The 15397-nt window shown below is 62.3% G+C and carries 13 protein-coding genes; 2 read left to right on the top strand and 11 right to left on the bottom strand.

Annotated elements, in window-relative coordinates; genetic code table 11:
• Nucleotides 1-124 precede the first annotated feature (124 nt).
• The 5 genes from GPJ75_RS19180 to GPJ75_RS19160 all read right to left on the bottom strand — a co-directional run bounded on the left by GPJ75_RS19180 (nt 125) and on the right by GPJ75_RS19160 (nt 5781).
• The gene (locus GPJ75_RS19180; RefSeq protein ID WP_163270304.1) at nt 125-1927 is read right to left on the bottom strand and encodes a methanol/ethanol family PQQ-dependent dehydrogenase; all 1803 of its coding nucleotides are present in this window, start codon (nt 1925-1927) and stop codon (nt 125-127) included.
• Nucleotides 1928-2250: 323 nt separating this feature from the next.
• Nucleotides 2251-2934 (bottom strand): ABC transporter ATP-binding protein, encoded by a 684-nt coding sequence (locus tag GPJ75_RS19175; RefSeq protein ID WP_246249135.1) that lies wholly within the window; start codon nt 2932-2934, stop codon nt 2251-2253.
• A gap of 25 nt (nt 2935-2959) precedes the next feature.
• On the bottom strand, nt 2960-3709 hold the full coding sequence (locus tag GPJ75_RS19170; RefSeq protein ID WP_246249134.1) for an ABC transporter permease: 750 nt from the start codon (nt 3707-3709) through the stop codon (nt 2960-2962).
• A 3-nt stretch (nt 3710-3712) separates the two neighbouring features.
• A complete protein-coding gene (locus GPJ75_RS19165) occupies nt 3713-4858 on the bottom strand; it encodes an ABC transporter substrate-binding protein (protein WP_246249133.1) in 1146 nt (381 codons plus the stop codon).
• On the bottom strand, nt 4852-5781 hold the full coding sequence (locus GPJ75_RS19160; protein ID WP_163270301.1) for a choline sulfate utilization transcriptional regulator: 930 nt from the start codon (nt 5779-5781) through the stop codon (nt 4852-4854). Before GPJ75_RS19160 ends, GPJ75_RS19165 begins: the two co-directional genes overlap by 7 nt.
• A gap of 115 nt (nt 5782-5896) precedes the next feature.
• Here GPJ75_RS19160 and GPJ75_RS19155 point away from each other — a divergent pair, with 115 nt between their 5' ends.
• The gene (locus GPJ75_RS19155) at nt 5897-6838 is read left to right on the top strand and encodes a choline ABC transporter substrate-binding protein (protein ID WP_163270298.1); all 942 of its coding nucleotides are present in this window, start codon (nt 5897-5899) and stop codon (nt 6836-6838) included.
• A 73-nt stretch (nt 6839-6911) separates the two neighbouring features.
• Nucleotides 6912-8426, top strand: a complete 1515-nt coding sequence (betC, locus tag GPJ75_RS19150) for a choline-sulfatase (RefSeq protein WP_163270295.1) — start codon at nt 6912-6914, stop codon at nt 8424-8426.
• A gap of 31 nt (nt 8427-8457) precedes the next feature.
• Here betC and GPJ75_RS19145 read toward each other — a convergent pair whose 3' ends face one another.
• From GPJ75_RS19145 to GPJ75_RS19120, 6 genes are all read right to left on the bottom strand, one after another.
• Nucleotides 8458-9603 carry an iron-containing alcohol dehydrogenase gene (locus GPJ75_RS19145; protein ID WP_163270292.1) on the bottom strand — a complete coding sequence of 382 codons (1146 nt, stop codon included), beginning with the start codon at nt 9601-9603 and terminating at the stop codon, nt 8458-8460.
• Complete coding sequence (locus tag GPJ75_RS19140; RefSeq protein WP_163270289.1) at nt 9600-10988, bottom strand: aldehyde dehydrogenase family protein; 1389 nt, start codon at nt 10986-10988, stop codon at nt 9600-9602. The genes GPJ75_RS19145 and GPJ75_RS19140 overlap by 4 nt, the downstream gene beginning before the upstream one ends.
• Nucleotide 10989: 1 nt before the next feature.
• On the bottom strand, nt 10990-12357 hold the full coding sequence (locus tag GPJ75_RS19135) for a glutamine synthetase family protein (protein ID WP_163270286.1): 1368 nt from the start codon (nt 12355-12357) through the stop codon (nt 10990-10992).
• Between the two features lie 85 nt (nt 12358-12442).
• Nucleotides 12443-13492 carry a TRAP transporter substrate-binding protein gene (locus GPJ75_RS19130; RefSeq protein WP_159586853.1) on the bottom strand — a complete coding sequence of 350 codons (1050 nt, stop codon included), beginning with the start codon at nt 13490-13492 and terminating at the stop codon, nt 12443-12445.
• A 70-nt stretch (nt 13493-13562) separates the two neighbouring features.
• A complete protein-coding gene (locus GPJ75_RS19125) occupies nt 13563-14885 on the bottom strand; it encodes a TRAP transporter large permease (RefSeq protein WP_163270283.1) in 1323 nt (440 codons plus the stop codon).
• Nucleotides 14882-15391, bottom strand: coding sequence for a TRAP transporter small permease subunit (locus tag GPJ75_RS19120; protein WP_163270280.1), 510 nt, complete (start codon nt 15389-15391; stop codon nt 14882-14884). Before GPJ75_RS19120 ends, GPJ75_RS19125 begins: the two co-directional genes overlap by 4 nt.
• Between the last annotated feature and the right edge of the window lie 6 nt (nt 15392-15397).

Genomic DNA, 15397 nt, shown 5'->3' with positions numbered 1-15397 from the left:
TTAACTGAAGGATCGCGGCGGGCCGGCTGGCAGTTGAAGCAGAAAGCCTGCGGCAAGTTACATGCGGCCCGGTGATGTCACCGGGCCGCTGGTGTTCGCAACGTCGGACCAACGTGGTCGATCCTCAGCTGCTTGGGAGGGCGAACACCGTGAGTTGGCCACCAAGGTTGGTATAGTTGGCCAGTGACTCATAGGCGCCGACAGCGCCGAGGCCGGCCGTGCTTTCCGTCAGACCGGCCGCCAAGCCGATGCCTGCCCAACCGCCGATGCCCGACAGGACGGCAACGTACTGCCTGCCGTCATGCTCAAAGGTGTTGACATTGCCGATGATGCCGGACGGGGTCTTGAACTTGAACAGTTCGTCGCCGGTTTCCGGATCGACCGCCTTCAGATAGCCCTCCAGCGTGCCGTAGAAGACGACGTCGCCCGCCGTGGCCAATGCACCGGACCAGACCGAGAACGGCTCCGGCTTGGACCAGACGATTTCGCCTTTCGTGGCGTCCCAGGCGATGAAGTTGCCCAGCCCGCCATGGCTGTCGGGCGCCGGATACATGGAGAGCGTGGCACCCACATAGGGCTGGCCGGCCGTGTAGGAAACCTGGAAGGGCTCGTAGTCCATGCAGACGTGGTTCGTCGGGATATAGAACAGTCCGGTTTTCGGCGAATAGGTGGAAGGCTGCTGATCCTTCGTGCCGAGCGCGGCCGGACAAATCCCCTGCGTGTTGACGTCTTCACCCTGCTGATCGGTGGAGTAGTCGGCCACGACCTGCGGACGCCCGGTTTCCATATCGACTTCTGTCGCCCAGTTCACGACCGGATCGTACTTCTTTGCGACGAGCAGTTCGCCCGTTTCGCGATCAAGCGTATAGGCGAAGCCGTTGCGGTCGGGGTGGACGAGCGTCTTGCGCATTTCGCCGTCGATCTCTTGATCGACGAGCATCATCTCGTTGACGCCGTCAAAGTCCCATTCGTCATGCGGGGTCATCTGATAGACCCATTTGGCGGTGCCGGTGTCGAGATCGCGGGCGAAGATGGTCATCGACCAGCGATTGTCTCCAGGCCGCTGCACCGGATTCCAGGTGCCCGGGTTGCCGGAACCGTAATAGATCAGGTTCAACTCCGGATCATAGGTGGTCCAGCCCCAAGTGGTGCCGCCGCCCAGCTTCCACTGGTCGCCTTCCCAGGTGGCCGTACCGGAGTCCGCGCCTACCGGCTCACCGAGATGGGTCGTGTTTTCGGGGTCGAGCAGTGTGTCGGCATCCGGACCTTGCGAGTAAGCACGCCAAGCCAGCGAACCGTCGGCAATATTATAAGCGGTCATGTGCCCGCGTACGCCGAATTCGCCGCCGGAATTTCCGATCAGTACCTTGTCGCCTGCCACCAATGGTGCGGCCGTTCCGGTTTCACCTATGGAAGGGTCACCGTTCTTGACGGACCATTTCACCTCACCCGTCTTGGCGTCGAGCGCGACCACCGTCGTGTCGGCCTGATGCAGAAAGATCGTTCCGTCCGCATAGGCAACACCACGGTTGACCGTGTCGCAGCACATGACCGGAATGACGTTGGGATCCTGCTTCGGCTCGTATTTCCAGATCATCCGGCCGTTTTCGTTGAGGTCGAGCGCGAAGACCGTGTTCGGGAAGGGCGCGTGGATGTACATCACGCCGTCGATGACCAGCGGTCCGCCTTCATGGCCGCGCAGGACGCCGGTGGAGAAGGTCCACGCAACCTGCAGATCGCCGACATTGTCCTTGTTGATCTGGTCCAGTTCACTGTAGCGGGTACCCGCATAATTCCCGAGCGGCATGACCCAGTTCTTCGGGTTTTTCTGCATCTCGACCAATTCGTCGTTTGCAAACCCGTGTGACGGGGCGAGGCCGATGACTGCAACCAACGAGCTGGCCGCCAAGAGTTTGAATCCGTGCATTTCCATCCCCTGCTAAGTGGTTATTGGTCTGCAGTTCGCACCGGCGTCCGCTCCTGTTGCGAAACAACGCAAAGCAGGGATTCGAGCCTTGGTGCAGGTTACCTCGAGAGTTTGAATTGGCCCTTGTTTAATGTCGATAGAACCATAGTACTGACTTCAGAGAACGGTGTGATTGGCGCGCAGGAAAAACTTTCATTTCCCAAATATTGCGCTGCACAAATTATTGCGCATCTGCGTAAAGATCTGCTGAAATTGGCTACCGCCGGTTCTTGTGCCGGTCCCGGTACTTGTATCCACTTTTAACGTTGCCTACGAGGAGCCGCCTAAGCGCGAACCGTTTGCGCATGATTTCGGGTCAACTCGTCGAGGAATTGTTGCAGGCGGTCGCCTGAGCGTTTCGAGCGCTCCATTGGAACGGCGACATCGCCGACGATCCCGGCCGGCCGGCCGTTCATGAGGAGCAGACGGTCTGCGAGCTGTACGGCCTCGCGGACGTTGTGCGTGACCATCAGGACCGTGACGGCGTGCCTCCGCCACAACTCGATAAGCAGTTCGCGCAGGCGCTCGGCCGTATGCTCGTCCAGCGACACGAAGGGTTCATCCAGGAGAAGAACATCCGGCATGACGGCAAACGCCCGTGCGAGCGCCACGCGCCGCTCGAGCCCGAGCGAAAGCTCGCTGGGGTACCGATCGAGCATCGCCTGCAGACCGAGCGTTGCAAACAGCGGTTGGATATCCGGTGTTGCGCCAGGCGGCAGGGCCAGGCGAACATTCTGCTCCACCGTACGCCAGGGCAACAGGCGCGGTTCCTGAAACACCGCAACTGTGCGGACGTTGCCCGCCGGCATGGTCACCGTGCCGGAAAAGTCACGATCGAGTCCGAGCAGAATGCGCAGCGTTGTCGTCTTTCCGCATCCCGACGGCCCGATGAGGCAGGTGAAGGTTCCCGCCTCTAGCGTGAAAGCGAGGTCGCGTAGGATTTCGCTTTCCTCGCCATCAGCGGACACGAACGCCTTGCGGGCTATGCAAACGTCAAGCGGGCTTCGGCCGCCAACGGGTGAGATGGTGTTCAAGGGGCTGGACCACACTGAACTCGATGGCGAGCATGACGATCACGAAGGCCAGGGTATAGCCGAGGATCGCCGCCACATCGAAGAGTTGGAAATAGAGGTGAATCTGGAAACCGACCCCGTTGGACCGTCCCAGCAGTTCGACGACGAGCACGATCTTCCAGATGAGAGCCAATCCCGAGCGACCGGCGGCCGCGATAAAGGGCTGCAGTTGCGGCAGCACCACGTGTCGGATTGTGCGCATGCGGGAAAAGCGGAAGACGCGCGCCATCTCCGAGAGCTTCGGATCGAGCGACCTGGCACCTTCACGCATTGTGATAACAACGTTGGGAATCTTATTGAGTGCCACGGCGGTGACCGCAGCGACTTCCGTCAACCCCATCCAGATGTAGCACAAGACGATGATCACCAGGGCCGGTAGATTGACGAAAATGATGATCCACGGATCGAGAATCCGGTCGACCGCTCGGTTCTGCCCCATGACGATGCCGATTGCCGAACCTACAATCAATGAAATCAGAAAGGCCGCGGCAACCCGGCTCAAGGTAACTGCCAGATTGTAAAACAGCTCGCCCGACGAAGCCTCGCGCGCCACGAACAGGCCGACCTCTGCAGGGCCCGGGACATCGGGAGAATTGACCGCCGCGGCGATAATCGCCCACAGCAGGAAGAAACCCAGGACAGACAGAAGTTTCAGCGGTGCGCGCTTCACCTGTCAGGAGCCATCGACCAGGATGGACCAGAATGTGCCCGGCGCCATCCTTTTCGCTTTGCCGACCAGTTTTTCTCCGCCGATCTCCGCCAGGACCTCATAGACTTTCGCCGTGTCGTCTCGTTCTTCACTCAGGGGCCGGGAAGGAATCCCTTCGCGGAAGCGGTCACGGAGCGCCTGTAGCGTCTCGTCGTCCTCGGCGCCGGTCTTCTCGCGCAGGGTCTCCCATTCCTCGTTCGAGGTCTTTAGCAGGGTCTTGGCTTCGCGCGAGGCGTCGAAGAAGGCTTTGACGGTGTCCGTGTTCTGCGCGGCCCATCCTTCATCGAAGACATAGCCGACGGCGGAGATCGGACCATCCGCGCCAAGCTCCATGGCTGCTTCGTTGCCTCCGATCACCTGCCGAAAGCCCTTCGCTTCAAGGCGGGCGCTGTAGTGCCAGTAGTTCAGCACGGCATCCACCTCACCCTGCATCGCCTTTTTTGCGAGAAGGGGAGGCGCACCGAACACCTGTTCGCTCTCCGCTTCCAGGTCTATGCCGTAGTTGCGTTCGGCAAGGCCGCGGAGCAGCAGCCAGCCTTTGTCCAGAGGGCCGCCGGCAATGGCGATCTTCTTGCCTTTCAGATCCGCCAAACTGCGAATGTCGGAGTCCGGCGGAACCATCAGCGTGCCGACGGAGGATGAGAAGGGAACGAAGGTGTAAGTTTTGCCGTTCGCCCGCTGACGCGACACCCAAAGCCAGTCGGAGACGATCATATCGACCTCCCCCGCCTGCAGCGCGACCGTTGTGGCCTGGTTGCTGGCAAGGTTCACCTGTTCGATCTGGATTCCCTGTTTCTCATCGAGGCCGTGCCGCTTGATGACATCAAGCTCCCAGTTGACGGTGCCGAATTCGAGAACGCCAATGCGGATTGTGCTTTCGGCATGCGCCGAAAGGCTCCACACGCCGGCTAGCATAAGCACGGCGGCCATGATCATCGACCGTGAACGCATTTTCTCCTCCAACGTCCCGCCCCGACAACAGCCTAGCGAGCGGTACCTCTTCCCTCCATGAATCGTACAGAAGGTCCCCAGCTTTGAAAATAGTGCCAAAGAGCTATGCCAGAGAACACCTTGATAAGGCAGAAGATTTCCGCGCCCCGTGCTCAGCACGTCATTCGCTCGGCGGCCTGGTAGACCGGTTTTTCCATACGTTGTGCGAGCAGCCATTCCGTCAGCGCCAGTGTCGCCCCGCTCGCTGAATGATTGGAGACCAGCCAGTAGCCGCAGTCCTCCCGCGCTATCTCGGGGCCGACGGCGACGAGGGTGCCGCTTGCCAGATGGGCATCGATCAGACCGAGCCAGCCGAGCGCGATCCCCTGTTCGGCCAGTGCGGCCTGAATGACGAAGCCATATGTGTTGAGGCCAAGATCTCCTTGTGCCACCTCACGCGACAAACCGTGCGCGGCGAGCCAGGAGGTCCAGGTGAGCCAGCGCGGTTTGCCGACTGTGTCGAGGTGGAGGAGGGGAGCCTTGACGAGTGCCGCTGCATCCGCAAACGGACCGAAGCGGGCAAGGAAGGCCGGGCTGCAAACCGGCACAACGCGCTCCGGGATGAGGAGATGGGCATCCCCCCGGAAGTCACCTTTTTTGCCGAACAAAACGGCAGCGTCGGCGAAGCCCTCCACGCCCTCCTCGAGCCCTTGAGAGGCGACGACATGCACCTCTACTTGTGAGTGCAGGCGGCGGAAATCGGCAACGCGCGGCATCAGCCAGAAGGCGGCGAAGCCGTAGTCGGTGAAGATGCGGATAACCGGCGTTCGCGCCTTTTGCCGGATCTCGTGCGCCGCCTCGTCTATCCGCTCGAGCCCGGAGTGAACGGCCCGGTATAGGGTTTCCCCGGCTTCCGAAAGCGTGCTGCCGCGGTGCTGGCGGTGAAACAGCGACGCTCCGAGCTGCTCCTCAATGCGCCTTATCTGATAGCTGACAGCCGGTTGCGACAGGCCCAGCTCGTCAGCCGCCCGTGTCAGGCTGCCGAGCCGTCCGACCGCCTCGAAAATACGCAACCAGCCAACGTCCAGATTCCGATAAGGCATAAATGATCTCTATAGCTGCGATCCAAAATCAGCAGCTTCAAAGATAGGCACATATGGGGATTTAATGGAAGCCGGCCTGGCACACGCCCAAAGCACAAACAAAGGGGAACTCCACATGAGAAACCGTTGCTTCAGCCTCGCAGCCGCCGCCATCCTTCTTCTGAGCACTCCGGCTCTGGCAGACGATCCGGAAAGCTGCGGAAGCATTCGCCTTTCCGACCCTGGTTGGACGGATATCAACGCCACCAACGCCATCGCATCCGTCCTCCTCGAAAGCCTTGGCTATACGCCGGATGTGAAAACGTTGTCGGTGCTGGTCGGCTACCAGTCGCTGAAGAACAAGGACATCGACGTTTTCCTCGGCAACTGGATGCCGGCGCAGCAGAATTTCGTCGATGAACTCAATGCCGAGAACGCTGCCGAGGTGCTGACCCAAAACCTCAGCGGTGCCAAATTCACTCTGGCGGTGCCGAGCTACGTGGCCGAAAAGGGCATCACCGATTTCAAGGATCTTGCCGCCAACGCCGAGGCGTTCGGCAAGGAAATCTACGGCATCGAGCCCGGCGCGCCGGCCAACGAGAACATTCAGAAGATCATCGATTCCGACGACTTCGGGCTTGGCGACTGGAGTGTCGTGGAATCGAGCGAAGCCGGAATGTTGGCTCAAGTGGCACGCGCGGAACGGGCGCAGGAGGCGATCGTCTTTCTCGCCTGGGCCCCGCATCCGATGAACACGAAATTCGACATCACTTATCTCGCAGGCGGCGACGAATATTTCGGCCCGGACTATGGCGGCGCCGAAGTCTTCACGCTGGCGCGCACCGGCTGGTCCGATGAATGCCCGAACGCCGCACAGTTCTTCCGCAACCTGCAATTCACCATCGACATGGAAAACGAGATAATGGGCAAGATCCTCGATGATGGGCAGGAGCCACAGGCTGCGGCAGCGGACTGGCTGAAGGAGAAGCCCGAGGTTCTCGACCCCTGGCTCGATGGCGTCACCACGCTCGACGGTGAGCCCGGCCTACCGGCGGTCAAGGCCGCGCTCGGTCTCTGACGGCGCTTGAGCGGCCCCGATGCAGTCGGGACCGCATGTCTCAGCACACGTTTCCTGCGAGAGTCCAACACACATGCAGCGCCCGAATATCCTCGTCCTGATGGTCGACCAGCTGAACGGGACGCTCTTCCCGGACGGCCCGGCGGCCTTCCTGCACACGCCCAATCTTTCCGCCCTTGCCGCCCGGTCTGTCCGTTTCGTGAACACGTATACGGCAAGCCCCCTTTGTGCGCCGGGGCGCGCCTCGTTCATGTCCGGTCAGCTTCCCTCGCGCACGCGGGTCTATGACAACGCCGCCGAGTTCACCTCCGACATCCCGACCTACGCACATCATCTGCGCCGTGCGGGCTATCACACCTGTCTCTCGGGCAAGATGCACTTCGTCGGGCCGGATCAACTCCATGGCTACGAGGAACGGCTGACGACGGACATATACCCGGCGGATTTCGGCTGGACGCCGGACTATACGCGCCCCGGCGAACGCATCGACTGGTGGTATCACAATCTGGGCTCCGTTACCGGCGCCGGCGTCGCCGAGATCACCAATCAGCTCGAATACGACGATGAGGTTGCCCATCATGCCACGCGAAAGCTTTACGACCTGGCACGCGGGCACGACGAGCGCCCGTGGTGTCTGACCGTCAGCTTCACCCACCCGCACGACCCTTATGTCGCGCGGCGGCGCTTCTGGGATCTTTACGCCGACTGCCCTGCTCTCGATCCTGCCGTCCCACCCATCCCGTTCGAGGAACAGGATCCGCATTCGCAGCGGCTGATGCTGGCAAGCGACTACAGGGCCTATAACATCACCCGGGAGGACGTACGCCGCTCCCGGCGTGCCTATTTCGCCAATATTTCCTATCTCGACGAGAAGATCGGCGAAATCCTCGATGTCCTGGCGCGCACCCGCCAGGAAGACAATACCATCATCGTCTTCCTGTCCGACCATGGCGATATGCTGGGCGAGCGCGGCTTGTGGTTCAAGATGAGCTTTCTGGAAGGCTCGGCCCGCGTACCGCTGATGATAGCGGCGCCGGGGCTTGCGGCCGGCCGCGTGGATGCGCCGGTCTCCACCCTCGATGCGGTGCCCACGCTCGTTGAGCTTGCCGGGGTGGATCTCGACGGAGTGCTGCCCTGGACGGACGGCGAAAGCCTCGTGGGGGTGGCATCGGGCATGCGCCGTCGCGGCCCGGTGCCGATGGAATATGCGGGAGAAGGCTCGTATGCGCCTCTGGTGGGCCTGCGTGAGGGTCGTTACAAGCTCGCGCTCTGCGAGCTCGATCCCCCGCAACTCTTCGACCTTGACGAAGACCCACACGAGCGCGCCAACCTTGCAGCCGACCCTGCCCATGCCGCCGTGCTGGCCGCGATGAGGAAAGCGGCAAGCGAGCGTTGGGACCTTGGCCGTTTCGATGCCGAGGTGCGGGCAAGCCAGGCGCGCCGTCGCGTGGTCTACGAAGCACTACGTCACGGTGCCTATTACCCTTGGGACTACGAGCCCCTGCAGCGCGCCTCGGAACGCTACATGCGCAACCACATGGACCTGAACGTGCTGGAAGAAGCCAAGCGCTTTCCGCGCGGCGAATAAGGGGTATTGGCCGACACGATTCCGGGAAACCTTAAATAGTTTCCTCGTAGAGGGCGCGGGTGTTCTTCCTGTCCATCAGCACGGGATTGCCGCCGGCGGTGGGATCGACCAGCGCCATCTCCACCATCTCGTCGATGCGGTCGCGCTCCACGCCCAGTGCGGAGAGCTTGTCCGGTACGCCGAGCTCGGAGCGCAGGCTGAGCACGAAATCGTAGAAGCCGTCGAAGCCGCCGGAAATGCCCATATAGGCGGCCGCCTTGGCGATACGCGCCTCGATGGCCGGGCGGTTGAAACGAAGCACCGGCGGCATGACGACGGCGTTGGTCATGCCGTGGTGGGTGTTGTAGAGAGCGCCGACAGGGTGTGAGAGCGCGTGGATGGCGCCAAGGCCTTTCTGGAAGGCCACCGCGCCCATGGCGGCGGCAGACATCATATGGCCGCGGGCATCGAGATCGCCCGGATCGGCCGCGACCTTGGGCAGGTTCTCCTTGACGAGCCGCATGCCTTCGAGCGCGATGCCCTGGCTCATGGGGTGATAGAAGGACGAGGAATAGGCCTCCAGGCTGTGGGCGAAGGCGTCCATGCCGGTGCCGACCGTGATCGCCTTCGGCATGCCGACGGTCAACTCCGGATCGCAGATGGTGACCGCGGGCAGCATCTTGGGATGGAAGATGATCTTCTTCACGTGGGTTTCGGAATTGGTCAAAACGCCGGCCCGGCCGACCTCCGAGCCGGTGCCGGCGGTGGTCGGCACGGCGACGATAGGTGCAATCTTCGTGGCATCCGCCCGCGTCCACCAGTCGCCGATATCCTCAAAATCCCAGACAAGCCGCGTCTGGCCGGCCATGAAGGCGATGAGCTTGCCGAGATCGAGGCCGGAGCCGCCGCCGAAGGCAACGACGCCGTCATGCCCCCCGGCCCTGAAGGCAGCGATGCCGGCTGCGAGGTTCTTGTCGTTCGGGTTCGGGTCCACCTCGGAGAAGACCGCGCGGCCAAGGCCCGCTTCTTCCAGAATGTCGAGCGCCTTCCCGGTGATCGGCAAGGGCGCCAGCCCCCGGTCGGTGACGAGGAGCGGGCGTTCCATGCCGGCAGCCTTGCAGGCGTCCGCCAACTCCGTGATGCGGCCCGCGCCGAAGCGGATGGATGTCGGATAGGACCAGTTGACGGACACGCTCATGCTTGACGCTTCCTCAGGTGGTAGGATTTGGGGCGGGTGAGGTTGTGGTAGCCGATCTCCGACAATGCTCCGCCGCGGCCGGTGTTCTTGCAGCCGGTCCAGCAGAGCGCCGGGTCCAGATAGTCGGCACGATTCATGAAGACGGTGCCCGTTTCGATCTCCGCGCCGAGGCGCTCGGCCCGCTCGGGATCGGCCGTCCACAATGAGGCGGTCAGCCCATAGGGGCTATCGTTCATCAGTGCCAACGCCTCCGCGTCGTCCTTCACCGGCATGATGCCGACGACGGGACCGAAGCTCTCGTCGCGCATGACGCGCATCTGATGGTTCACGTCGACGAGGATCTGCGGCATGAGGTAGGTGCCGCCGTCGTCCTGCGGGAAAAGCGTTGGGTCGATAAGGGCCCGTGCGCCCTGCGCCATCGCGTCCCGCGTCTGGCCACGCACCTCATCGGCAAAGCGCCGGTTGGCCATCGGGCCGATGGTGGTCTCCTGGTCAAGCGGGTTGCCAAGCTTCAGCTTCTCCACCCAGGCGACCGATTTCTCCACAAAGGTATCGAAGAGCGGAGCGGCCACGTAGAGCCGCTCGATGCCACAGCAGCACTGGCCGGCATTGTACATGGCGCCGTCCATCAGCACGTCGACCGCCCAGTCGACGTCTGCGTCCTCCATTACATAGGCCGGGTCCTTGCCGCCGAGTTCAAGCCCGAGCCCGGTGAAGGTGCCGGCCGCCGCGCGCTCGATGGCCTGCCCGCCGCCAACGGAGCCGGTGAAATTGACGAAGCCGAAATGACCGGCGGCGATCAGCGCCTCGGTACCAGCGTGGTCGAGGAAAAGGTTGATGAAGACATCCTCAGGCACACCCGCCTCGTGGAAGGCCCGCACGATGCGCTCACCGACGAGCAGGGTCTGCGTCGCGTGTTTGATCGCCACCGCATTGCCGGCGATCAGCGCCGGGACGACCGTGTTGATGGCAGTCATATAGGGATAGTTCCACGGCGCGATGACAAGAACCACGCCGTGCGGCTCGCGCCTGATGGTGCGGCTGAAAAGATCCGAATTCTCGATCTCGATGGGTGCGAGCGCACGCGTGGCAATGGAGGCCATGTAATTGGCGCGCTCGTTGACACCGCCGAACTCGCCACCATAGCGCACCGGCCGGCCCATTTGCCAGGCAAGCTCCGGCACCACCTCATCGGCCATCTCGTTGAGGCGTGCTACACCCGCCTTGACGAGCGAGATCCGCTCCTCGAGCGGCCGGCGCGCCCACGCCTTCTGCGCCTGACGAGCCTTGGCGAGGAGGCCGGCCGCTTCGTCGGTGGGGATCACCGGGCGCTCGGCATAGACGGACCCGTCTATGGGCGAGATGCATTTCAGTGTCTGTGTCATGTCATGCTCTTTCAAAACCGCGCCTGACTTCCCAATCGGTCACGCGGCGGTCGAATTCGGTCTGTTCCCAGCGGGCTGCGTGGACATAGTGGTCGATCACCTCGTCACCGAACGCCTCGCGCAGCATCTTGGAGCCGTCCAGGGCCGTCGTCGCGTCGCGCAACGTCGACGGTATCTCGCGGATATTGTGCCCATGGTAGGCGTCGCCGACGAATGCCGGCTCCAGCGCGAGTTTGTTCTCGATGCCGTCCATCCCGGCGGCGATCAGCGCGGCAAAGGCCAGGTGCGGGTTCAGGTCGGCGCCGCCAACGCGGCATTCCGCCCGTACCGCCTTCGTATCGGCGCCGCACACGCGGTAGCCGGCTGTGCGGTTGTCCATGGACCAGATCGCCTTCGTCGGCGCGAAGGTTCCAGGGGCGAAACGCTTGTAGGAGTTGATGTACGGCGCCAGGAAATAGGTGATCTCGCCCGCATGGGCAAGGAGGCCGGCGAGATAGTGCCGCATCGTCTCCGACATGCCATGTTCGGCATCGGGATCGTAGAAGAGCGGCTTGCCCTCCAGCGACCAGAGCGACTGGTGGATATGGGACGAGTTGCCGGCGGCTTTATCGTCCCATTTCGCCATGAAGCTGACGGCACGGCCGTTCTTCCAGGCGATCTCCTTGCAGCCGTTCTTCACGATGGCATGCCGGTCGGCCATGGTCAGCGCGTCCGTGTAGCGGACGTTGATCTCTTCCTGGCCGGCGTCGGCCTCGCCCTTGGAATTCTCCACCGGAACGTCGGCGCCGTTGAGCCCGTTGCGGATCGCCCGCATGACCGCCTCTTCCTTGGTGGTCTGGAAGATGTGGTAGTCCTCGTTGTAGGTGCTGATGCGCTCCAGGCCGCGATAGCCTTTCGCGTGCACCTCCTCAAAGCTGTCGCGGAACAGGAAGAACTCCAGCTCCGAGGCCATCATGGCCTTCATACCCAGGGCTTCCAGCCGCGCGGCCTGTTTCTTCAGGACGGCGCGCGGGGAATGCGCGACCTCCGCATGGGTATGGTGGTCGAGCACGTCGCAGATCACCAGCGCCGTGCCTTCCAGCCAGGGAATGCGGCGCAGCGTCGAAAGGTCGGGCTTCATGGTGTAGTCGCCATAGCCCGCGGCCCAACTCGTCGCGCGGTAGCCTTCGACCGTGAACATCTCCAGGTCCGTGGCGAGCAGATAGTTGCAGCTATGCGTCTCTTCGAACGCGCTTTCGAGGAAGAAGTCGATATGGAAGCGCTTGCCCATGAGGCGGCCCTGCATATCGACAAGCGCAACAAGCACCGTATCGATCTCGCCCGAGGCCGCCGCGGCTTCCAGATCTTCCAGTGTCAGTTTTCCCGCCATCCAACTCATCCTGTGATGTCGTTATGCGGCCCAGTCTCGAACCCGGGACGAGTATCCCGGGCTCGAGCTATCGGCCATTGTTGCGTCAGCCGTAGCGGTAGGGCGGGCCGGCCTTGCGCATGACCTCGCGATACTCGCGCAGGATCTTCACCACCCGCTCGCGACGTCCGCCCTCGGCTGCGATCTCGTCCCAGAACTTTTCCGCTTCCTCCTCGACCGTCGCCCACTCGGCGTCGGGGATGGTGGTGAGTTCCATTTTGGGACCGTTGACCCGCAGATCCGCCTCGCCGGCCCAGTACCAGTGGAGCCGGTAATAGTGCGAGGAATCCATCGTCAGGCGGAAGAGCTCCTTCAGATGGTCCGGCACCTCGTTCCAGCGCTCCGAATTGGCGAAGAAGGAGCCGATCCAGGCGCCGCAGATGTTGTTGGTCAGGAAGTAGGGGGTCACATCTGCCCAGCCGACCGTATAGTCTTCGGTGATGCCGGACCAGGCGATGCCGTCGAGTTCGCCGGTCTGTACGGCCACCTCGACATCCTCCCAAGGCAGTGTCACCGGTACCACCCCGAAGCGTGACAGGAAGCGCCCCGCCGTCGGGAAGGTGAAGACGCGCTTGCCTTTCAGATCTTCCAGGCTGTTGATCGGATCCTTGGTATTGAAGTGGCAGGGATCCCACGAGCCGGCCGAAAGCCAGGTGACGTTCTCCACCTCGCCGTAGGCCTCTTCCCATATCTCGGCCAGCCCGTACTTGTAGAACAGCGCCTGCACGTCCAGCGAATAGCGGGTGGCGAAGGGGAAGTAACCGCCGAAGACCGAAACATCCACGGGTGCGGCCATGGAGTCGTCGTCCGACTGCACGGCATCGATGGTGCCGTTCTGCATGGCCCGAAAAAGCTCGCCCGTCGGCACGAGCTGGTCGGCATAGTAAAGCTCGATTTCCATCTCGCCGTTCGCCGCCTTGTTGAAGGCGTCGATGGCGGGCTTGATAACATGTTCGGCGAGCGCCGGGCCGGCATAGGTTTGCAGGCGCCAGCGGATGGGCGACTGGGCCTTCACGTATGGTGCAGCCAGCGTGGCCGAGCCGGCGGCGGCGGTCGTCAGGCCCGCCTTCTTCAGGAATTGCCTTCGGTTTTGCATGTTTCGTTCTCCTCTGGTTGCCTTTCGGTTTCGTGCCGCTTTTCTTGCCTCCTCCATTCCGTCACCTCCGTCAGCGGATGTAGTAATGCTGGGGCAGCCACAGCGCGATCTGCGGGAACGCCATGACCATGATGAGTGCGAGGATCATCACCGCCACGAAGGGGATGATCGATCTGTAGATGTCCCCCAGGCTCACCTCAGGGGGAGCCATCGCGCGCATGAGGAAGAGGTTGTAGCCGAAGGGCGGCGTCATGTACGCGATCTGGCAGGTGATGGTGTAGAGCACACCGTACCAGATGAGATCGAAGCCCAGCATCTTGACCAGCGGGATGTAGAGCGGCGCGACAATGACCAGCATGGCCGTGTCGTCCAGGAACATGCCCATGATGAGGTAGGAGAGCTGCATCAGGATCAGCACTTCCCAAGGCGACAGGCCGAGCTGCTCCAGGAAGAAGTTCTCGATGGCCCTGACCGCGCCGAGCCCATCGAAGATGGCACCGAAGCAGAGTGCCGCGACGATAATCCACATGAACATGCAGGAGATGGCGAGCGTCTTCCTCACCGTGGTGTGGAAGACGGCGCGGGTGAGCCTGCCGCGGATGGCGGCGGCGAGCGTGGCCGAGACGGCGCCTATGGCCGAGCTTTCCACCAGGCTCGTATACCCCATCACGAAAAGGCCCGTCATGGCCATGAAGATGAAGAAGGGCAGGATGCCGGCCGACAATAAGTTGAGCTTAACGCTCCACGGGATGCGGCGTTCCTCGGCGGGAAGCACGGGACCGAGGTTGGGCTGTAGCCAGCAGCGGATGGCGATATAGAGGATGAACAGCCCTGCCATCATGAGACCGGGGAAGACGCCGGCAAGCCACAATTGTCCCACCGGCTGGCGCGCGATCATGGCATAGAGCACCAAAACCACGCTGGGCGGCACCAGAATGCCGAGGGATGAGCCGGCCTGGATGACGCCCGTCACCATCACCTTGTCGTAGCCGCGGCGCAGGAGTTCCGGCAGCGCGATCGTCGCGCCGATGGCCATGCCGGCGACGGAAAGTCCGTTCATGGCCGAGATGACGACCATGAGGGCTATGGTGCCAATGGCAAGGCCGCCGCGCACCGGACCGAACCAGACGTGGAACATCTTGTAGAGGTCGTCGGCGATGCCCGACTCCGACAGCATGTAGCCCATGTAGATGAAGAGCGGGAGCGTCAGAAGCGCATACCACTTCATCAGCTTCATGGCTGAGGAGAAGGCGATCTCCGAGCCGCCGGTTCCCCACAATAGAAGCGCGAAAGCGACAGCGATGAAGCCGATGGCGCCGAAGACGCGCTGGCCGGTCAAGAGCAGGCCCATCATGCCCGAGAACATGAGAATGGCGGTCATCTCGTAGCTCACGGCAGTTCCTCCCCGCGCGCCAGCGCCAGGTCGCGGAAGAACTGGGCGAAAGCCTGAAGAAGCATCAGCGCGATGCCGATGCACATGATGATCTTGACCGGCGCCATGTAGGGCGACCATGACGAGTAGCTCGTCTCGCCGTAGCGGATCGCATAGGCGGTCGAGGAGAAGCCGCCATAGAGCATGACGCCAAGATAGAAGATGAGGAACAGGATGGTGGCGGTGTCGATCATCGCGCGCGTGCGCGGCCTCCAGCGTGAATAGAGGAGGTCCATGCGCACATGGGCGTCGTTCTGCAGCGACCAACCGCCACCCAGCATGTAATAGGCGGCCATGACGAACTGCGCCATTTCCAGGGTCCACAGCGGCGGGATGGCGACCGCTTTCATGACCGACGAGTAGAGCAGGATGCCGATCATCGCTACGATCAGATACATGGCGAAGAGGCCGACGACGTGGTTCACGCGGTCGATAAACCCGACATAGCGGCGCACGATATCAGGCATGGCAGC

The sequence above is a fragment of the Chelativorans alearensis genome, from assembly GCF_010993735.1.
GTDB classification, from domain to species: domain Bacteria; phylum Pseudomonadota; class Alphaproteobacteria; order Rhizobiales; family Rhizobiaceae; genus Chelativorans; species Chelativorans alearense.
The sequence above is the reverse complement of the archived record's forward strand: the minus strand, read 5'-3'. Positions and strand labels throughout refer to the sequence as shown.